At 42.6% G+C, this 18,688-nt stretch carries 9 protein-coding genes; 7 read left to right on the top strand and 2 right to left on the bottom strand.

What is annotated here, in order from left to right:
* Positions 1-26: 26 nt before the first annotated feature.
* The 6 genes from ACQ93I_RS04025 (at position 27) to ACQ93I_RS04000 (ending at position 12,549) form a co-directional block, all read left to right on the top strand.
* Entirely contained in the window at positions 27-3,146 is a 3,120-nt protein-coding gene (locus ACQ93I_RS04025; RefSeq protein WP_431697252.1) for a SusC/RagA family TonB-linked outer membrane protein, read from the top strand.
* Between the two features lie 7 nt (positions 3,147-3,153).
* Positions 3,154-4,695: a RagB/SusD family nutrient uptake outer membrane protein gene (locus tag ACQ93I_RS04020; RefSeq protein ID WP_431697251.1), complete on the top strand. Its 1,542-nt coding sequence runs from the start codon at positions 3,154-3,156 to the stop codon at positions 4,693-4,695.
* Between the two features lie 13 nt (positions 4,696-4,708).
* Complete coding sequence (locus tag ACQ93I_RS04015) at positions 4,709-5,788, top strand: hypothetical protein (protein WP_431697250.1); 1,080 nt, start codon at positions 4,709-4,711, stop codon at positions 5,786-5,788.
* A gap of 108 nt (positions 5,789-5,896) precedes the next feature.
* Complete coding sequence (locus tag ACQ93I_RS04010) at positions 5,897-8,380, top strand: glycan-binding surface protein (protein WP_431697249.1); 2,484 nt, start codon at positions 5,897-5,899, stop codon at positions 8,378-8,380.
* A 72-nt stretch (positions 8,381-8,452) separates the two neighbouring features.
* Positions 8,453-9,658, top strand: coding sequence for a glycoside hydrolase family 27 protein (locus tag ACQ93I_RS04005; protein WP_431697248.1), 1,206 nt, complete (start codon positions 8,453-8,455; stop codon positions 9,656-9,658).
* Between the two features lie 104 nt (positions 9,659-9,762).
* Positions 9,763-12,549 (top strand): sugar-binding domain-containing protein, encoded by a 2,787-nt coding sequence (locus tag ACQ93I_RS04000; RefSeq protein WP_431697247.1) that lies wholly within the window; start codon positions 9,763-9,765, stop codon positions 12,547-12,549.
* A 16-nt stretch (positions 12,550-12,565) separates the two neighbouring features.
* On the opposite strand, the gene ACQ93I_RS03995 is transcribed toward ACQ93I_RS04000, so the two are convergent.
* Positions 12,566-14,563: a glycoside hydrolase family 97 protein gene (locus ACQ93I_RS03995; RefSeq protein WP_431697246.1), complete on the bottom strand. Its 1,998-nt coding sequence runs from the start codon at positions 14,561-14,563 to the stop codon at positions 12,566-12,568.
* A gap of 111 nt (positions 14,564-14,674) precedes the next feature.
* Positions 14,675-16,030: an AGE family epimerase/isomerase gene (locus tag ACQ93I_RS03990; protein WP_431697245.1), complete on the bottom strand. Its 1,356-nt coding sequence runs from the start codon at positions 16,028-16,030 to the stop codon at positions 14,675-14,677.
* A 142-nt stretch (positions 16,031-16,172) separates the two neighbouring features.
* On the opposite strand from ACQ93I_RS03990, the gene ACQ93I_RS03985 reads away from it, so the two are divergent.
* Entirely contained in the window at positions 16,173-18,659 is a 2,487-nt protein-coding gene (locus ACQ93I_RS03985) for a glycoside hydrolase family 9 protein (RefSeq protein WP_431697244.1), read from the top strand.
* Positions 18,660-18,688 lie beyond the last annotated feature (29 nt).

Raw genomic sequence — 18,688 nt, 5'->3', positions numbered from 1 at the left:
TAAATATATTAACAACACAAATTCTTATGTACAAAAATCCAAACAAGAGCGAAAACGTTTTCTATCTTTATGGCAAGATTTTGCTCATGCTGATGTTTTGTTCCGCCACAACTGTGGCACAGGCCCAAGACAGTGTGAACGGTACTGTAACCGACAGTAATGGCATACCTCTTTTGGGGGTGAATGTTATTGAGAAAGGAACAACAAACGGTACCACAACAGACTTTGACGGAAATTTTGAACTTACTGTTGAAGGACCAACAAACCTTGTCTTCAGTTATGTAGGTTTCGTCACTCAGGAAGTACGGGTAACCCCGGGACAGATTTTAAGTATAACTCTAAATGACGATGCCGAAGCACTTGAAGAAGTAGTGGTGATTGGATATGGAGCGCAACTGGAGGAGAACATAACAGGGTCTGTTGCCAGGATAAGTTCTGAAGAACTGGAGAACATACCACAGGTAAGTGTCGACCAGCTTATGCAGGGTCGTGCTGCCGGAGTTGCTATTTCCAAAAACTCAGGTCAACCGGGAGCTGCTGTTTCCGTGAGAATACGCGGAGTAAACTCAATTACAGGGTCCAGTGAACCTCTTTATATCATTGATGGAGTGCCAACATCGGGAGAAGCAGGCGCTGAAGGACTTAGCCCCCTCGCCGCATTAAATCCAAATGATATCGAATCTATTAACATTCTTAAAGATGCCTCAGCTACTGCTATCTACGGTTCCAGAGGTTCTAACGGGGTAGTTTTAATTACTACTAAAAAGGGAAAATTAGGCCAAAGCAAACTTGTTTATAACAGTTATGTTGCTTTACAGCGTCCTACTAATAAAATGGAGGTGATGAATCTGCAAGAATATGCTACTCACCAAAATAACATTGGGGAAATATATAATCTTGATCCGCAAATCGAATTCCTGAACCCAAGCCTTCTGGGACCTGGAACAGACTGGCAAGCTGAGGTATTTGATGATGCTATTCTGCAAAACCATCAATTGGCCTTTTCAGGAGCAAAAGAAGGAGTGAATTATTTCCTTTCCACCTCCTATACAGACCAGGAAGGTACCGTTATCGGATCTGGTTTTGATCGTATGACTGTGAGGGCAAACGTAAACGCAGATATAAAGGATTGGATTTCTACGGGAATAAATATTTCTGCGAGTAGAACAAATGATAAGATCACGCTGAACAACCAAAGCAACGGAATTATTTCGCTTTCTCTGCTTAACAATCCAGCAACTGCAGTTTATAATCCTGATGGATCTTTTGCCGGACCTGTAACTCCCGATGAGATTGCTTACGGTACCCGTAACCCAATTGCTGAAGCATTAAGCATTGAGAACACAGTTGAAAGGAACAGGGTCTTCGGGAATTTGTTTGTAGAACTTGATTTGCCTGCCAATTTTACTTTTAGAACAGAAGTAGGTGGTGATGTTGGAAACAACTTAAGAGACTTATTTCAGCCTACCTACACCTATGGGAATATTGAAAGCGGACAAAACCGCCTTCAGGTTACCCGGGAGAACAGCACCTTTTGGATCTTAAAGAACCTGCTAACTTATAATAATAGTTTTGCAGATAAGCATGACGTTACCTTTCTTGTAGGACAGGAAGTACAGGAGTCCAGTTGGGAAGGAGTTACTTCTGTTGATGGGCAATTTGTTAGTAATAAACTACCGGTTCTCGGGCAGGGAAATGCTAACGATCTTGTAGACCAGTACATTGGAAGCTCAGCTTTAGAGTCTTATTTTGGTCGTGCCATCTACACCTTTGATAATAAATACAACCTTACTCTTTCTCTTAGAGCAGATGGATCCTCCAAGTTTGCAAAAGGAAATAAGTGGGGTTATTTTCCATCTGCATCTGCTTCCTGGTTAGTTTCAAGAGAAACATTTATGGAAGATTTCGATGGTTTGGCAGATATAAAGATTTATGGCGGTTACGGGGAGGTAGGAAACCAAAACATACCAAACTTTGCCTATGGTGTAGTTCTAAATCCTATGAATACCGGGCTTGGTACCGGGTTCGAATATGCCAATTTCAAGAACGAGGACCTTACATGGGAATCTTCGGCGATGGCGAACTTCGGACTTGATTTTGCAGCTTTTGATAACCGGCTTAGCACCACTGTGGAACTTTGGCATAAAACATCAAAGGACTTCTTGTTCCAATATGCAGTTACCGACTTTGTAACAGGAGGACAATCCCCTGGTGCTATTGCTGCTCCCTGGATCAATCTTGGAGAGATGGTAAACAAAGGGGTGGACCTTGCCTTATCGTACAAGACACTGGGAGATAATGATTTTAACTATAGCGGTACCCTTACCTTTTCACATTACACTAATGAGGTTACCGAACTACTGGGGGACCTTACCATTAATCAGGCACTTTATATAAGTGATTCTAATATGAACGTTACCCTTACGCAGGTTGGAGAACCTGTAGGGATGTTCTATGGATATAAGGTAGAAGGAATGTTTAGAACTCTTGAAGATCTTGAAGATGCGCCAATACAATTTGGAAGACCGGTTGGAAATGAACTTTTTGGTACTACCTGGTTGGGTGATATAAAATATGAAGACATTAACGGCGATGGGGTAATTAATAGTGATGACAGAACTGTAATAGGTAATCCGCATCCCGATTTCACATTTGGTTTCCAAAACAACTTCACCTACAAGAACTTTGATTTAGGAGTGTTTCTTCAGGGGGCATACGGGAATGACATTTTTAGTGGAGTGAAGCGTACGCTTACTGCAGGGAGCAGCTATTACGTGAATCAGGATCCTATAGTTCTTGATTTTTGGTCCGTTTCAAATCCCGATGGACAACAACCGCGCCTGGTAAGAGGTAGTGAAGCAAACCCGAATATCATTATGTCAGATAGATACATTGAAGACGGCTCCTACCTAAGGATTCAAAATATTACATTAGGTTATACCCTTGGACGCGAGACAGCCGAAGCATTGGGCATAGGCAATCTTAAAGTCTACGGAAGTATACAGAACCTTTACACCTTTACCGATTATTATGGGTATGATCCTGAAGTTGGGACATATAACCAGAACACGCTCTTAATGGGAGTGGATAACGGTCGTTATCCATCCCCAAGGACATTTACTCTTGGATTAAATGTTGAATTATAATATTGATATGATGAAGAAATTATTCAAAACTAAAAAAGTTTTTGTGCTGGCAGGACTCACTGCCGTACTTGTCCTCACCTCCTGTTCTGACGATTTTCTTGACAGGACGCCGGAAGATGCATATAATGTTGATGATTTTTACCAAACCGATGCTGAAGTAATAGCTGCGTCAAACCATTTGTACTCCCGTCCCTGGTTTGCTTTTGTAAGTAATGTGTCCTGGGGTATAGGAGAGTTGGCTTCAGGAAACGCCCGAACCTGGGATGCACGTAATTCAGAATTTCAGACTTATGCCATTACAGGCGAGCATGGAACTTTAACTCAGGCGTGGGAAAGTCTTTATGCAGTGATTGCTCAGTCTAACTCTGTAATAAATACATTACCAGAAAAAGTTGGCCCCAATGTTTCACAAGAAGTAATTGATAATTCTATTGGGGAAGCCAGGATGATTCGGGCAACTGCATATTTTTACCTGGTAAGAATATTTGGATCTGTACCAATTTTGGAAGATAACACAGAGTACGTTCTTGAACCTGTAGTACCACGAAATCCTGTGGAAGATATTTATGAATTTATAGAACGGGATCTGAGGTTTTCTATTGATGATCTCCACGACAGAACACAAAGTTCCTTTTATCAAATAGGCAGAGTTGATAGCAACTCTGCTAAAGCCATGTTGGCTAAGGTTCATCTGTATCAGGAAAACTGGTCAATGGCTTATCAATTATCAAATGAGATAATTAATTCTGGCGCTTTTAGCCTTGTGGAAGAGTATAACGATCTATTCCTGGTACAAAATGAGAACAACTCCGAATCTGTTTTTGCCCTGCAATGGACAGATTCCGGGGTTTATTCTGAAGGAAATGCGCTTCAGTCTTTTTTTGGTTCGTCTGGTATTTCAGGATTTGCTGACGGGTGGTCTGCTCTAGGGCCCTCGATAAGCCTCCAAGATGCATATGAAGACAATGATGAAAGATTTTATGGTACGATCATGGCTCCGGGCGCTGTTTATCCTAACCTGAACGGCGGCTATACTGTCCCCGAAAATATTAATTTCCAGGGGACCAATGTGGGAATTAAAAAATATGTAGTAGGCAACGTAGGAGGTGCGATGCAAAGCTATCCAAACAACACTTATATCATGCGTTATGCCGAGGTGCTTTTGATCAAAGCTGAGGCAGCTATAATGGGTGGAGGTCCTATTGAAGAAGGATTGCAGGCATTGAACAAGGTGCGCGATCGTGCAGAACTTGAGGATCTTGACAGCTACACTCTTGAAGATGTGTTTCAGGAAAGAAGAATAGAACTTGCTCTTGAAGGAGAGTTCTGGTATGATGTTATCCGTAGGGGACCAGATTTCTCAATACCTTTTCTTGCGGCTCAGGAAAAAGGAACTTTCGACAACTCCACAACTCCTGCAACTGTAGCGTCAGAAAAATTCACCCCAACAATGGATGATCTGTTATTTCCTTACCCAAGTAACGAAATTCAGAATAACCCGGCACTACTAGACCCGCCGGTTCCTTTTGACTTTGGTGATGAAAATTAATTAAAAGCATAAAATGAAAACCATGAAATACAGTAGTAACACAAAGTTTTTCTTCTTATTTGTTCTCCTGGCACTATTTTCCTTCACATCATGTGAGAGTGATTTTGACGTTGAGGAGATAGAGGGTGGAAGTGAACCTCCGGTAATCACCAGCGTCAGTGAAGCAAGAGAAGATATCCCTGTAACTCAGGGAGTGCTTGAAAATACCTATATCATAAGAGGGGAAAACTTTGCCTCCCTAACAGAGATCTGGTTTAATGGCACAAGAGCAAGTTTTAATCCTGCCTTAACTACAGATGAGCTTACTTTCACATCTGTACCCAGAGAAGCGCCCTATGTAGGCCAGGAGAACACCTTAAGACTGGTGAATCTTCACGGGGAGACCACGTATGATTTCTCTCTTTTAACAATTGAGGATTTCACTGAAGCTACCACCGAGGAAGGCGTAAAAACTGTAACGCTCATTGGAGGTGATTTCTCCGAAACCAGCAAGGTGACCTTTGTTTCCGGCACTGCAGAAGAAGGAAACCTTGTAGAAAGTGAGGCAGAAATTCTTTCGGTTTCTGAAACTCAGGTAACAGTTAAAGTACCCGATGGAATAGAACAGGCCTATATCTACCTGGAAACAGCACGTGGTGCCGTGGCCCAATCTGATTCTTATGGCTTTAGTTACTCCATTTTCATTGATGCGCTTAATGCAGATTGGGAAATGAGCCAGTGGGGTGGAACTTTTGACGTAGAAAATACAGATCCGGCACTGGGACAATTCTCTATTGCCAGTTACCGTGAAGGATGGTCTGGGTTAACTTTCACTGCAGGCACCAATATTTCATATACCGGTTACCAGGCTATTACCGTCTCATTATATGGAACAGTAGAAGGACAATTGGTAAATATTGCTCTAAATGATTTTGCGGCTTCTGTACAGGTAGCGTTGACTCCGGGACAATGGACAAAATATGTGATTCCTCTTAGAGATTTTTACCCTACAGGTGGTGCTCCTGCGCTTATTACCAGGATTGACTTTCAGGAATCAACTAACACAGGATTACCACAATACATCTTCTATGTAGATGACTTTGGTTTCCTCTAAGATTAAGTAAAAAGAATAGAAAATGGATCCGGAAGGAGGTTGACCAAGCTACTCTCCAAAGTCTTCAAAAACCAGATTTCCGGTTCCATTAATTCAAAATATAACCAGATGAAAAAATTAAAAATACGCTCTCTTTTAATGTTGCTGGCAGTAGTGAGTTTTGTTTCCTGTGACAAGGATGATGACCTCTATCCACAATTGGGGGATGATCCCCGCAACCTTAGCGAAATTATTTCCTCTACGCCAAACCTCTCCTCCTTCTATGGGGCTATGGAAGGAGTGGAACTCAATATTGATTCCATTTTAAGGCAGACTACCACCTACACTGTTTTTGTACCACAGGATGCTGCTTTCGCTAGTGTAGAGGCTGAGATCACAGAAAATCTTGTGCTGAATCATATGATTAGTACAACAACTGCCGACTTTAGCCATAACCTTGCTACGGGATACGTACCCACCATGGCAACAGGTCCCGATGGTGAGTTTCTTGATCTTTTTTTAAATACTGAAGGCGGAATCACGCTCAACGGAATGGCTGCAGTACAATCCGGCACCTCAGATGTTGGTGCGACCAATGGAGTGCTGCATGTAATCGATGGTGTTTTAGTACCTCCCACAGTAGCCGATCACACAGAAGCCAATCCTAATTTTTCCATGTTGGCAGCTGCCATAGAACAGGCAGGATTGACCGAAACCCTTTCAATAAGAGATTCGGAAAATGAATCTTTTCCTATGACTTTTTTCGCTCCCACTAATGCAGCCTTTGAGAATTTGATGAGTCGGCTCAACGGAGCTTTCGGCTGGGCCACTTTAGAAGATGTGCCGGTTGAAACGCTTCAGGAAATCCTGATGTTTCACGTGGTACCAGGGGACAATACACTTTCTGCACTGGTTCCGGGATCTGAATTTACTGCAATGGATGGAAACACCTTTGCTGTAGACGAAAATTCAGTAATTTCTGATGCCAGTTATGACACTGCAAACATAGTCCTCACAGACGTACAGGCAGTAAACGGAATAATCCACGGAATTGACAAGGTATTGCTACCTGAAAATGTTTTTCAAAGTATCCTGGGTGCAACCCTGGATATAAAAGCCCGGGCTGAAGACAAAGGCTACTCTTCCTTCCTTGCTGCTGCAGAAAAAGCAGGATTGACTCCAATGCTGGTAGAGGATGAGCTAACAGCTTTCATTCCCAACAACGATGCCTTTACAGCACTTTTCGCTGTTATTGAAAATTTTGACAGTCTTGATGATTTTGACACTCCCGAAGAAATAACTCTTCTAAAAGGCCTTTTAGAGTACCACTTACATTCCGGTGTTATTATGTCCAGCCAACTTACCAATGGGCAGAGTATTTCTACCTTACATGAAGATAATTTTACAGTAGATCTTTCAGGAGATAATCCAAGGTTACGCCCCACTTATGAAGATGCTATTCCATCAGGAATAGTGATGGCGAATATTGGAGCCACCAATGGTGTTATCCATGAGATCAACAGGTTACTCGTACCAAATGAACTGGTGAATGCTCTCGGCTTCCCTTCAGATGAAGGTGGGGTATGTCCTGTTGGTGATCCTGAGCTGGTATTCTTTAACTGGGATGATAAAGGCAAATACTGGGGCAATGTAGAACCGGAAAATGATGCTTCCATAAGCCTCGATGGCAGCAGTTATGGTAGAGCAAACTTCCAGACAGGAGGAGAAGCATGGAAAGATCTTTTCTGGAGAAATGGCGGCACTCTGAATGGAGGTGAGATTGTTGGAGATGATCTTCAGGGCTACTCCCTTAAGTTTGAAATTAATGTTATGGAACCTATCAGCGAAGGAATGTTTAGAATCAGGTTCAAGGATTCAGACGGGGTGGATGCTATCTATAACTGGCAACCCTGGAAAGAAACAGGTGAACCTTTTAGTACAGACGGATGGGAGACTGTTGAAATCCCACTTTCTGTGCTTGGTGTGCCCGATTTCAGTCTCATAGATGCCGAATTCGGAATGGCTTTCGAAGGCGCAGATATTCTGCTGAACTTTGCGATAGATAATATTCGCTTTGACACTCCAGGAGGATGCGGAAGCAGACCCGACCCTGTTACAGATACCGATGCTGTCTTCTTCGACTGGGATAATAAAGGTAAATACTGGGGAGCTGTTGAGCCACAGAATGATGCTGCTATTTCTTTGGACGGTAGCAAGTACGGAAGGATTAATCAGCAAACAGGATCAGACGCATGGTTTGAGCTGTTCTGGAGAAACGACGATACTTTCCACGGAGCAGATGAGGTAGGTACCAACTTAGACGACTATGTCTTAAAATTCGACATAGCCACTTTTGAACCTATCAGTGACGGAATGTTCAAAATAAGATTTAATGCCAGTACTGGTGTAGACGCATTTTACGACTGGCAGCCGTGGGAGGAAACAGGAGAAGCTTTTGATACTCAAGGAAACTGGGTAACGGTAACGATTCCTGTTTCAGCGTTAGGACAGCCCGATTTTAGTCTTGTAGATGCCGAATTTGGAATGGCTTTCCAGGGTGCCGATATCCTTCTTAATTTCGCCATTGATAATGTAAGATTTGAAAAAAAATAAATAAAATGAATTAGCCTTAAAATATTCCCTGTTCGATCTTCGGCAGGGAATATTTTTTAAAATTAGAACCCAATGAAAAATAAAACCCTCCTCCTACTCTTTACATTAATCAGCCTCAACGCCTTTTCACAAAAATTCGAAGGCCTTGCAGAAACGCCTCCCATGGGCTGGAACAGCTGGAACACATTTGCAACAGATATTAATGAACAACTGGTTAAAGACATTGCCGACAAATTTGTAGAATTAGGTCTGAAAGATGCCGGATACGACTATATCGTCCTTGATGATGGCTGGATGGCCATGGAGCGGGATGAGAACGGGGATCTGGTACCTCATCCTGAAAAATTCCCTAACGGCATGAAAGCCGTGGCAGACTATGTACATTCCAAAGGGCTTAAATTCGGTCTTTATGGTGATGCCGGCACAAAAACCTGTGCAGGCTATCCGGGAAATCGTGGATATGAGTTTCAGGATGCCAGGAAATATGCAGAATGGGGTATAGACTTTTTGAAGTATGACTGGTGTAGCACCGGGAAACAGAATGCCGAAGCCTCCTACACCACTATGCGGGATGCTCTTTATAAAGCCGGCAGGCCCGTAGTGCTAAGTATTTGCGAATGGGGAGATAATCAACCCTGGACCTGGGCACAGGATGTTGGCCACACGTGGCGGGTTACCGGAGACATCATTAACTGCTGGGATTGTGAAGTAGGTCATGGCACCTGGTCTTCATGGGGAATCTGGCCTATTATCAACATGCGCGGAAATATTCGTAAAGCTGCAGGTCCCGGCCATTGGAATGATTACGACATGATGGAGGTAGGCAATGATCTTACTGACGCCGAAAACAGAAGCCATTTTGCAATGTGGAGTATGCTCACCTCTCCGCTCATCATGGGAAATGACCTTAGAACAGCCTCAAAAGAAACCATAAAAACACTTTCGAATAAAGAAGTCATCGCGGTAAATCAGGATAAACTGGGTATTCCAGGGCTGCGTTTCAGCAATGAAGGAGATTTTGAGATCTGGGTCAAGCCTTTAGCAGACGGAGAATGGGCCATGACCTTTGTAAATATGGCAGACACCCCAAGAAATCTTGATTTCGACTGGCAGAAGCATGAAATTGGTGATGATTTGAACAACAGAAGACTGAATTTAAAAAACGGCAAGTTTAATATCCGGGATCTCTACAATCACAAAGACCTGGGAGATACGGGTAAAAATCTTAAAGCTACCATAGGCTCTCATGATGTACTTATGGTTCGTCTTAAAAAGTAAGTCCTCTAAGAACAGGTGTCAAAAATGCCATTTTTGACACCTGTTCTTTTACTTACTCTCCTGTTCATCTAAATAGCTTCAGCTATAATTAATAATAAAAATTCATGAAATTTTATTATCTCATTTTTTTATTAGCAATGGCATCCTGTGGTGCACAACAGGAAGATTTCAGAAATGTTCTTGAATTAGAAGGAGAATGGCAGTTCGCTCTCGACAACAATGACGTTGGAATCGAAAAACAATGGTATCTAAAAAATTTAGATGACGTTGTTCAACTTCCCGGAACCACCGATTCAAATAAAAAAGGAATACTTAACATAGACACCACATTAGCTCACTTAAACCGGGTTTATAAATACGAGGGAGCTGCATGGTACAAAAGAAAAATTACCATCCCTGGGAATTTTGAAGGTAAACACATAAAATTGTTCCTGGAAAGAACAAAACCATCGCAGATTTGGATCGACAGCACAATGGTGGGAAGTTCAAACTTGCTGCAGTCTCCACAAACCTTCGATGTTTCTCAATATCTATCACCAGGGGAACATCATATTAGCGTGAGGGTAAACAACGACCTGGATCTTACACCCTATGGTAATGTACACATTTATTCAGATGATAGTCAGACCAACTGGAACGGGATTTTAGGTGAAATTCATCTTGAAGCCTCCCCTAAAACCCATATTTCCAATCTTCAGGTATATCCAGACATTGATAATGAAAAAATAAATGTAATGCTCGAGGTGGAAAATCCCCTTAAGCATGAACAGCTGGAAATCACTTTGAAAGTCCACAAGAACTTCAGAGGAGAAACCACAGAATTGCCAGAGAAAAAGTTCAATATTAAATATGAGCCAAAAATGAATTTGGATTATTTTTTTGCAGAACCGGTAAGCTTGTGGGATGAATATGAACAACCCATTTACTTTTTGACGGCTGTTGTTTCAGGCGGAAATGAAAAAGATGCTCTAAAAGTTCCTTTTGGAATGCGGAAATTCAAAGCTGAAGGCACCCAATTCAAAATTAACGGACGCACAACCTTTCTTAGAGGAAAGCATGATGCCGCCGTTTTCCCGTTAACAGGTTACGCCCCCATCAATGTTGAGGATTGGAAAAGGGTTTACAGGATCGCTAAGACCTATGGTATCAACCATTATAGATTTCACTCCTATACCCCTCCCGAAGCTGCTTTTACAGCAGCCGATGAGGAAGGAATATATCTGCAGGCCGAACTGCCATTTTGGGGAGGTATGGAATCGGACACCATTGCTGAAATGCAAAAACAGGAAGGGCTGGCAATGCTGAAAGCTTATGCCAATCATCCTTCCTTCGTTATGTTCTCCCCCGGAAATGAAATCTGGAGCGGCCACGAAAATGTCAAAAAGAATATGCTGGCACTGAAGGAGTATGATGACCGTCCGCTCTACACCATGGGTTCCAATAACAATATAGGCTATCTTCCACCGGCGGGTTATTCAGAATTTTTTGTGGGTTCCAGAACACCTTTTGATGGTGACTCCATTCTCTCCCATACAAGACTCACTCATGCCTTTGCCGATTCCAAAAATGGCGGTATTCTAAATACTCAAATACCTTCTACAGATTTCGATTATTCATATGCTGTGAATCAGGTGGACATACCTCTCATTAGTCATGAAATTGGTCAATATCAAATCTATCCCAATTATGACGAAATAGACAAATACACCGGAGTTTTACGCGCCTGGAACCTTGAAAAGTTTAGGGAGAGTCTAATTGCATCAGGAATGAAAAATATGGACAGTATTTTTCAGAAGGCTTCGGGTGCCTGGTCGGCAATATGTTATAAAGCTGAAATGGAAGCCGCTCTAAGGACCGAAGGTATGGCAGGTTTTCAATTACTCGACCTGCAGGATTTCCCGGGTCAGGGTACAGCACTGGTAGGAATCCTGGATTCTTTTATGGACAGTAAGGAAGTTATAACTCCGGAAAAATGGCGGCAATCCTGCAATGATGTGGTCGTGCTCCTGGAATTCTCAAAATACACCTGGACAAACGAGGAAAATTTTGAAGCCGAAATAGTCGTCGCCAATTATTCCAATACCGGCATTGCAGGTGACCTCAACTGGAGAATTCTTAAAGAAGATGGTACCACAGTTAAGAAAGGAATTTTTCCGGATCTGAAAATCCCAAATGGCAAACTCTTTCATGTAGGTGACATCAGCACCACTCTTTCTTCGATAGCTAAGGCTGAAAAGCTCACTGTTGAAGTCAGAATTTCTAATACCGAATATCAAAATTCTTATCCTATGTGGGTCTACCCTTCCAGCACAGCTGTTGAAATTCCAACCGGGATTACCATTCCTGAAGTTCTGAATGACCGGATTTTTGAACAACTAAAAAATGGTGCTAAGATGCTATATTTTCCGCAAACAGTGGATGTGAAAGAAAATAGCTTCCGCGGCCATTTTCCTCCGGAATTCTGGAACTACGGGATGTTCAAAGGTATTAGTGAGAACGTGGATAAACCTGTTTCCCCTGGAACTCTCGGAATACTAACGAATCCAAGTCACCCTATTTTCAGCTCTTTCCCTACAGATTTTCATACCAACTGGCAATGGTTTTCTATTATTAAGGAAAGTAATTCAATCATCCTTGACAACACTGACAGCGACTATTTACCCATCGTACATATTATCGATAATCTCGAAAGAAATCATAAACTGGGCCTGATCTTCGAATTCAAAGTGGGTAAAGGAAAACTGCTGGTTTGTATGTCGCAACTAAATAAACTAAAAGGAACTCCTGAAGCCGATCAGCTTTATAAATCTATTCTTGATTATATGAGCAGCGATAACTTCAATCCTTCTTATGAGATCAATGTAGAAACATTGGCAGAGCTATTAAACTAATAAAGATCAAAAAGTTCTACTTCTTCTGTTCAACAGGGGATATTTTTGCAGCCCATCCTCCCCCCGTAGACATGTGAATGTTTATCTTGTCCCCGGAAGAAATCTCAATCACCTCCCGCACATAATCTGTTGCTTCTCTGTCTGCATTTATTCCGTCCTTAAAGACAACGGCTTCATAATCTCCTTTCGGCAGAAAGGAAAGATCAAGCTCAAGAGAACGTGCATCCCAGTTGGTAATGGCTCCCACATACCAGGTATCACCTTTTCTTCTTGCTATAGCAGCATATTCTCCTACTTTCCCTTCTAACGCGACAGTCTCATCAAAGGTGGTGGGCACAGAGGCAATAAATTCAGTACTTTCCGGTTCATTTTTATAGTTGGTAGGATTATCGGCCAGCATATTGAAAGGAGCCTCATAAAGTATGTAAAGTGCCAGCTGGTGCACCCGCGTCCCCTGACTCATAGGAGCAGAATGAACTGCACGGAAGTTTGCCTTGTTAGCATTTTTCATGGCTCCCGGAGTATAGTCCATAGGACCTGCTAACATTCTTATAAATGGGATCCTCGTATCATAAAGTGGAAAATCAGTTTCAGACCATTTTACATTTTCCAGTCCCCGAACGCCTTCAAAATTCACCACGTTTGGATAGGTGCGCTGGAGTCCGGTAGGTTTATAGGAACCGTGAAAATCCAGCATCAGTTTATGTTCGGCAGCTTTTCTTGAGAGATCATAGTAGAAATCCACCATTTTCTGATCATCCCTGTTCATGAAGTCTACTTTGAGTCCCTTCACACCCATTTCAGAATATGTTGTCAGGGCTTGATCCATATTCTGTGCAAGTGGTAGATAACCCGACCATAGCCACACTCCTACATTTTTATCATTGGCGTACGTTATGATTTCTTCAAGATCGATTTCGGGAATAGTGTTGAGTATTTCCCCTTTTGGAGCCCAGCCTTCGTCCAACAGGATGTTCTCTATTCCATATTCGGCAGCAAAATCTGTATAATATTTATAAGTTTCAGTATTGATGCCTGCGCGAAAATCCACCCCTGAAATATTCCAGTCATTCCACCAGTCCCACGCAACTTTGCCCGGTTCGATCCAGGAAGTATCCTCTATTCGGGGCGCAGAAGCAAGCTTGTAAACCATATCATTATTGAGAAGGTCTTTGTCCTCTTCGGATATTATTAAAACGCGCCATGGAAATTTTCTGTTTCCTGATGTTTTGGCAATATAATCTGCCCGCTTAGTAACGAAAGACTGTAAACCATTATGCCCGCCCTGTTCTTCTTCCAAAGGGTAACCTGCAAATTCTCCTTGTAAAGAAAATTCCATTTCACCTGCCTTTAAGAACATTCCGGGATAGCTTTCTAGATCTGCTTCAGTAATTGCGGCTTTCATCCCATTGAGTAACTCAACCAAAACAGGGGCAAAAGCAAGAGTATCCTTCACTACTTCAGATAAAGGGATATGCTGATAATTATTCTCAAAAGAGATTTGGTAAACGTCCTTTTCAGGATCATTAGCATAAGGAACATAGATCCTGTAATCATCAGAAAAATTGAAGTTCACCTCTTCAGAAACAACAGTAATCTCTTGTCTTTTGTTGGTAACAAAGCGATATGCCACACCAGAATCGTAAACTCGGAATTCCAGGTTGTAATTCTTTCGGAATTTTAGTGTCAGTTCGTTATACCGGTCTTCAATGACATCTTTTTTATAGTTGATGGCATCAATTGTTGTGTTAATAATTTTCTTTTCTGAATCAATCAGTTTCGGATTATTTCCCAGTATTTCATTTTCAAGCTGAAGGTTTATCGCGGATGGAGAAATAACCTGCTGTGAATTGTTTTTAACCGACCAGGTAATGATCTCTCCGACACTAATAGTAAGTTCGATATCAGAATCCGGGGAGAGCAGTGTTATTGTTTTATTCGATTGAGCAATCATTGTGTTGCTGCCGATTACAACAAGAAAAATGAGAAGGAAGAAATTCTTTTGGTAAACCATTATTGTAAAATTAAGTTGACAATTTGGATTGATCTCCTTTGCTTAGGAAACTCCTAAAGCTATTGCTGTTATTTTTAATAAACCTGCAACCCTCGGGTACTCGGTAGCACATTAGTCAGTTTCCTGCTTCAACATCTCGATTACATTCTGAAGTGCCCGAAAATTGTGATATGAAGCTTTCCAGATATGCCCTTTCAGATCGTCTTTTGCTTCGGGATCCTGATCCAGTCCCCATTCATACCAGCCACCGTATTCATCATCGATAATGTATGTCTGGATATAATCCCACTGCTGTTCAAAGTATTGCCTGTAATTTCTTTCATCTTCGGGAAAATATCGATTCATTATAAACAATGTATTCAATCCCTCGGCCTGTGCCCACCAGTTTTTCCGGTTGTTCACTATACTTATTTGATCTTCCCCCTTGAAATAATATCCGCCGTCATAGAAGCCGCCAGTTTCATGATCCCATCCTGTTTTAAGCGCATGATCCACCATTTTTTCCCCTTTTTGGAGGGTAAGCGAATCATTTTTCAATCCCAGAGCATGAGAAGCCTCCAGCATGAGGTAAGCTGTTTCCACATCATGACCAAAAGAAACATGGTCGAGGTAGTAGTGTTTTTGTATTTCCTCTTTTGATCTGTTCTTAAAACTAACCGCCGTCCAGTCCGGCTGAAAGAAGAGGTTCATGTGCCCTTTTTCAGTGGTAATGGTATCGCGGATGAGGACCAGCATTTCCTCCAGCCGCTCCCGAAGTAATTCGTTTGGCCAGACTTCATAGAGGGTTGTGAAAGCCTCCAGAAGATGAATGGAACTGTTTTGATCTTTATAACCAACATCAGAGGTGGACGGCCACTCGGCAGTTCTTTCAACCGGCTTTCCTTCCAGGTCAAGAATATTGAAGTATCCTTTGTGTTCGGGATCGTGCGCCATTGCTTCCAGCCAGTAAAACGTATTTCTGGCAAGTTCGAGAGCCTCTTCATTTCCGGAAGCACGATAATATTCAGCTAAAGCGTAAATGGCAAAAGCATTACCATACGCCGTTTTTTCCTGTCCCTTTTGCAGAATAGGTTCTCCTTCTTTGGTTACAAAATCATAAAAGCCACCATGCACCGGGTCCCACATCTTGTTCCGTAAAAAATGAAACCCGTGTTCAGCATTATCCAGATATTTTTGCTTCTCAGGATAGAAACCGGCAGCTTTTGCATTGGTCCAGATGTGTCTGGCCTGTGTCACGATCATTTTATCGTGCTTTTTCCCTATCTTAAAATCCCGGGTGATCTGGCTAAAGTATCCTCCATCATCATAATCTAATGCCAAAGAATACCATTTGTCGATGAGCTGTTCTTTTGCTGCAAATTCCAATTCCTGCAACAGAACATCGTTATCTATAGTTTCAGGTTTTTGAGTAGTAACACATCCGGTAAAGATAACAGCCGAAAGAAGGGAATAAAAAATGGCTTTCATGGAAGAAAATTAAATGAACACCTAAAGATAAAATATTAGTCTGATCCCCGTACCTCCTGAAAGAATACTACCTGAAATCGACAAAAAAGTATAAGTCCAAAAATCCATTAAAAACCTATTTTTAATGTTTAAATTCCTTACTATGAAAACCTTTGCGCAAATTCTCATGTTCCTGATTCTTGCTGATGCATTTGCTCAGCAAAACTCAGACTCCACAGATATTTTTAAACTAAATGATCAGGAATATCTTGAAAGACGGGGTGCAAATGTGATGCTGGCTCATGATTTCTATCCCGAAAGCCACCAGGGCGGGGTTGGCCTTATCCAGAACGGAATTAGAGTTGCGACCAACGGCGACCTGCGGCTGGAGCCTGCTCCGGGCCAGTGGCAGCCGGTACCAAAAGTTGGAGAAAGACAGGTAGATCGTCAAAAAGGGGAAATTAGCGTCCGCATGAGCTACCCCGATCCTTCTAAAGATCGTGTGGGTTTTAATCCAATCATCTACCCTGACCTTGACATGTCCTACACTTTAAAGGTGCTTCCCGAGGGCAAATCCTTCAGGATCGTAGTAGATCTTGATAAACCGTTGCCCGAAGAATGGGTTGGAAAAGTGGGGATGAACTTTGAACTTTTCCCCGGAATCCTCTTCGGAAAATCTTACTTTATGGGAGATGAATTCGGGATCTTCAACCTGCAGGCAAACGGCCCCGGATTTTATACCGAAGATGGCGAATACCGCCTCGAACCTATGGCTACCGGAAAAGAACTCACCGTAGCTCCCGAAGATCCCAAACAAACCTTAACCATCCGCAACCTTAAGGACAACGAGCTGGAACTTCTGGACGGCCGTGCTATTCACAGCAACGGGTGGTTTATTGTGCGTTCGCTTGTTCCTGCCGGGGCAACCAAAAATGCCATTGAATGGCTGGTGACTCCTAATGTGATTGAAAACTTCATCTATGATCCCGTGGTACAGGTTTCCCAGGTTGGATACCATCCTGCCCAGGAAAAAATAGCCGTTGTTGAAACTGATAAAACCGACACAGACATAAAAAATATAAAACTTCTGAAAGTGAAAACTGACGGTGGTTTTACTGAAGTTATCTCCCAAAAACCTGAAAAATGGGGTGATTTCATGAGGTACAAATATTACCAGCTGGACTTTACAAAGATTACAGATCCCGGAATGTACGTCCTCGAATATGGAGACTATACCACTGAACCTTTCCAGATAAGCCGGGATGTTTATAAGCGGGATGTATGGCAACCTACCCTGGAATATTTCCTTCCGGTCCAGATGTGCCACATGCGCGTAAACGACCGTTACAAGGTGTGGCACGGGCTGTGTCACATGGACGATGCCCGCATGGCTCCCACAGATCATAATCATTTCGACGGATATATTCAGGGCACCGAAACACTCACGAAATATGAGGCGGGGGAGCATGTTCCCGGTCTTAACCAGGGCGCCTGGCATGATGCCGGGGATTATGATCTCAGGATTGAATCACAAGCTGCTACTGTACAGGGTTTGTCACATATTTATGAGATATTTCAGGAGGACTATGATAACACCAGTATTGACCAGGAGACCAGAATTGTGGAGATCCTGCAGCCCGACGGGAAGCCGGATATCCTTCAGCAAATAGAACACGGGCTACTTTCCATTGTTAACGGCTACGAATCCCTTGAAAGATTTTACCGCGGAATCATTGTGCCTACCAATAGGCAATACATTTTACTGGGAGATCCCGTGACCCACAGTGATAATGTTCCGTTCTCCAATGATCCTGAAGATGAAAATATTCCTATCGGTCTTGAAGGAGCTCCCGATGATCGCTGGGTCTTTACTGAAAATAATCCACGGAGGGAACTGCAGGCTGCTGCAGGCCTCGCAGCTGCGGCGAGGGTAATGAAGGATTTCAACCCAGACCTTGCCCGCCGGAGCTTAAACATTTCCGAAGAGATCTGGAACATCACCGAACCCGATGATGAGCTTCAAAAAGTGATGCTGGCAGTGGAACTTTTGAGAACTACAAAAGAGAAGAAATATTCAGATTTTCTGGTAGCAAACATCCAGCTCATTGCTGAAAATATTGAACAAACCGGATGGGTTGTTGGTCCGGCGCTGCCGTTGATCAATAACAAAAAGTTTACTCAGAAAATGAGAGCCGCTGTAAAGGGCCATTTACAAACTGTACAGGAACAGGAAAAGAAAACTCCTTACGGAATGCCTTACGAGCCCGACATTTGGGGTGCCGGTTGGGGGATTCAGGATTTTGGGGTAAAACAGTATTTTTTCCACACCAGCTACCCGGATATTTTCCCTGCAAAATACATGCTGAGTGCCATGAACTTTGTTTTAGGAGTTCATCCCGGCGTAAACACTTCTTCCTTTGCCTCAGGCGTGGGATCAAGATCAATAACTCAGGCTTACGGGGTGAATCGAGGGGAATTTTCACATATTCCGGGCGGAATTGGCTCGGGAACTGCTCTGATCCGCCCCGATTTTCCTGAACTACTTGAATGGCCATTCCTGTGGCAACAAACCGAATACGTTTTAGGCGGTGGAACCACAGATTATCTCTTCCTGATCCTGGCAGCAGATAAACTTCTGAATGAAAAATAAAGCATCCTCCAAATGCCCTTTTTGACACC

Source organism: Salinimicrobium sp. WS361 (genome assembly GCF_050750585.1).
Lineage (GTDB): Bacteria > Bacteroidota > Bacteroidia > Flavobacteriales > Flavobacteriaceae > Salinimicrobium.
This window is presented reverse-complemented; position numbering and strand designations above follow the sequence as displayed.

Coding starts and splice junctions, on each gene's coding strand:
- ACQ93I_RS04025 (WP_431697252.1), top strand. CDS start 27: ATGTACAAAAATCCAAACAAGAGCGAAAACGTTTTCTATCTTTATGGC.
- ACQ93I_RS04020 (WP_431697251.1), top strand. CDS start 3,154: ATGATGAAGAAATTATTCAAAACTAAAAAAGTTTTTGTGCTGGCAGGA.
- ACQ93I_RS04015 (WP_431697250.1), top strand. CDS start 4,709: ATGAAAACCATGAAATACAGTAGTAACACAAAGTTTTTCTTCTTATTT.
- ACQ93I_RS04010 (WP_431697249.1), top strand. CDS start 5,897: ATGAAAAAATTAAAAATACGCTCTCTTTTAATGTTGCTGGCAGTAGTG.
- ACQ93I_RS04005 (WP_431697248.1), top strand. CDS start 8,453: ATGAAAAATAAAACCCTCCTCCTACTCTTTACATTAATCAGCCTCAAC.
- ACQ93I_RS04000 (WP_431697247.1), top strand. CDS start 9,763: ATGAAATTTTATTATCTCATTTTTTTATTAGCAATGGCATCCTGTGGT.
- ACQ93I_RS03995 (WP_431697246.1), bottom strand. CDS start 14,563: ATGGTTTACCAAAAGAATTTCTTCCTTCTCATTTTTCTTGTTGTAATC.
- ACQ93I_RS03990 (WP_431697245.1), bottom strand. CDS start 16,030: ATGAAAGCCATTTTTTATTCCCTTCTTTCGGCTGTTATCTTTACCGGA.
- ACQ93I_RS03985 (WP_431697244.1), top strand. CDS start 16,173: ATGAAAACCTTTGCGCAAATTCTCATGTTCCTGATTCTTGCTGATGCA.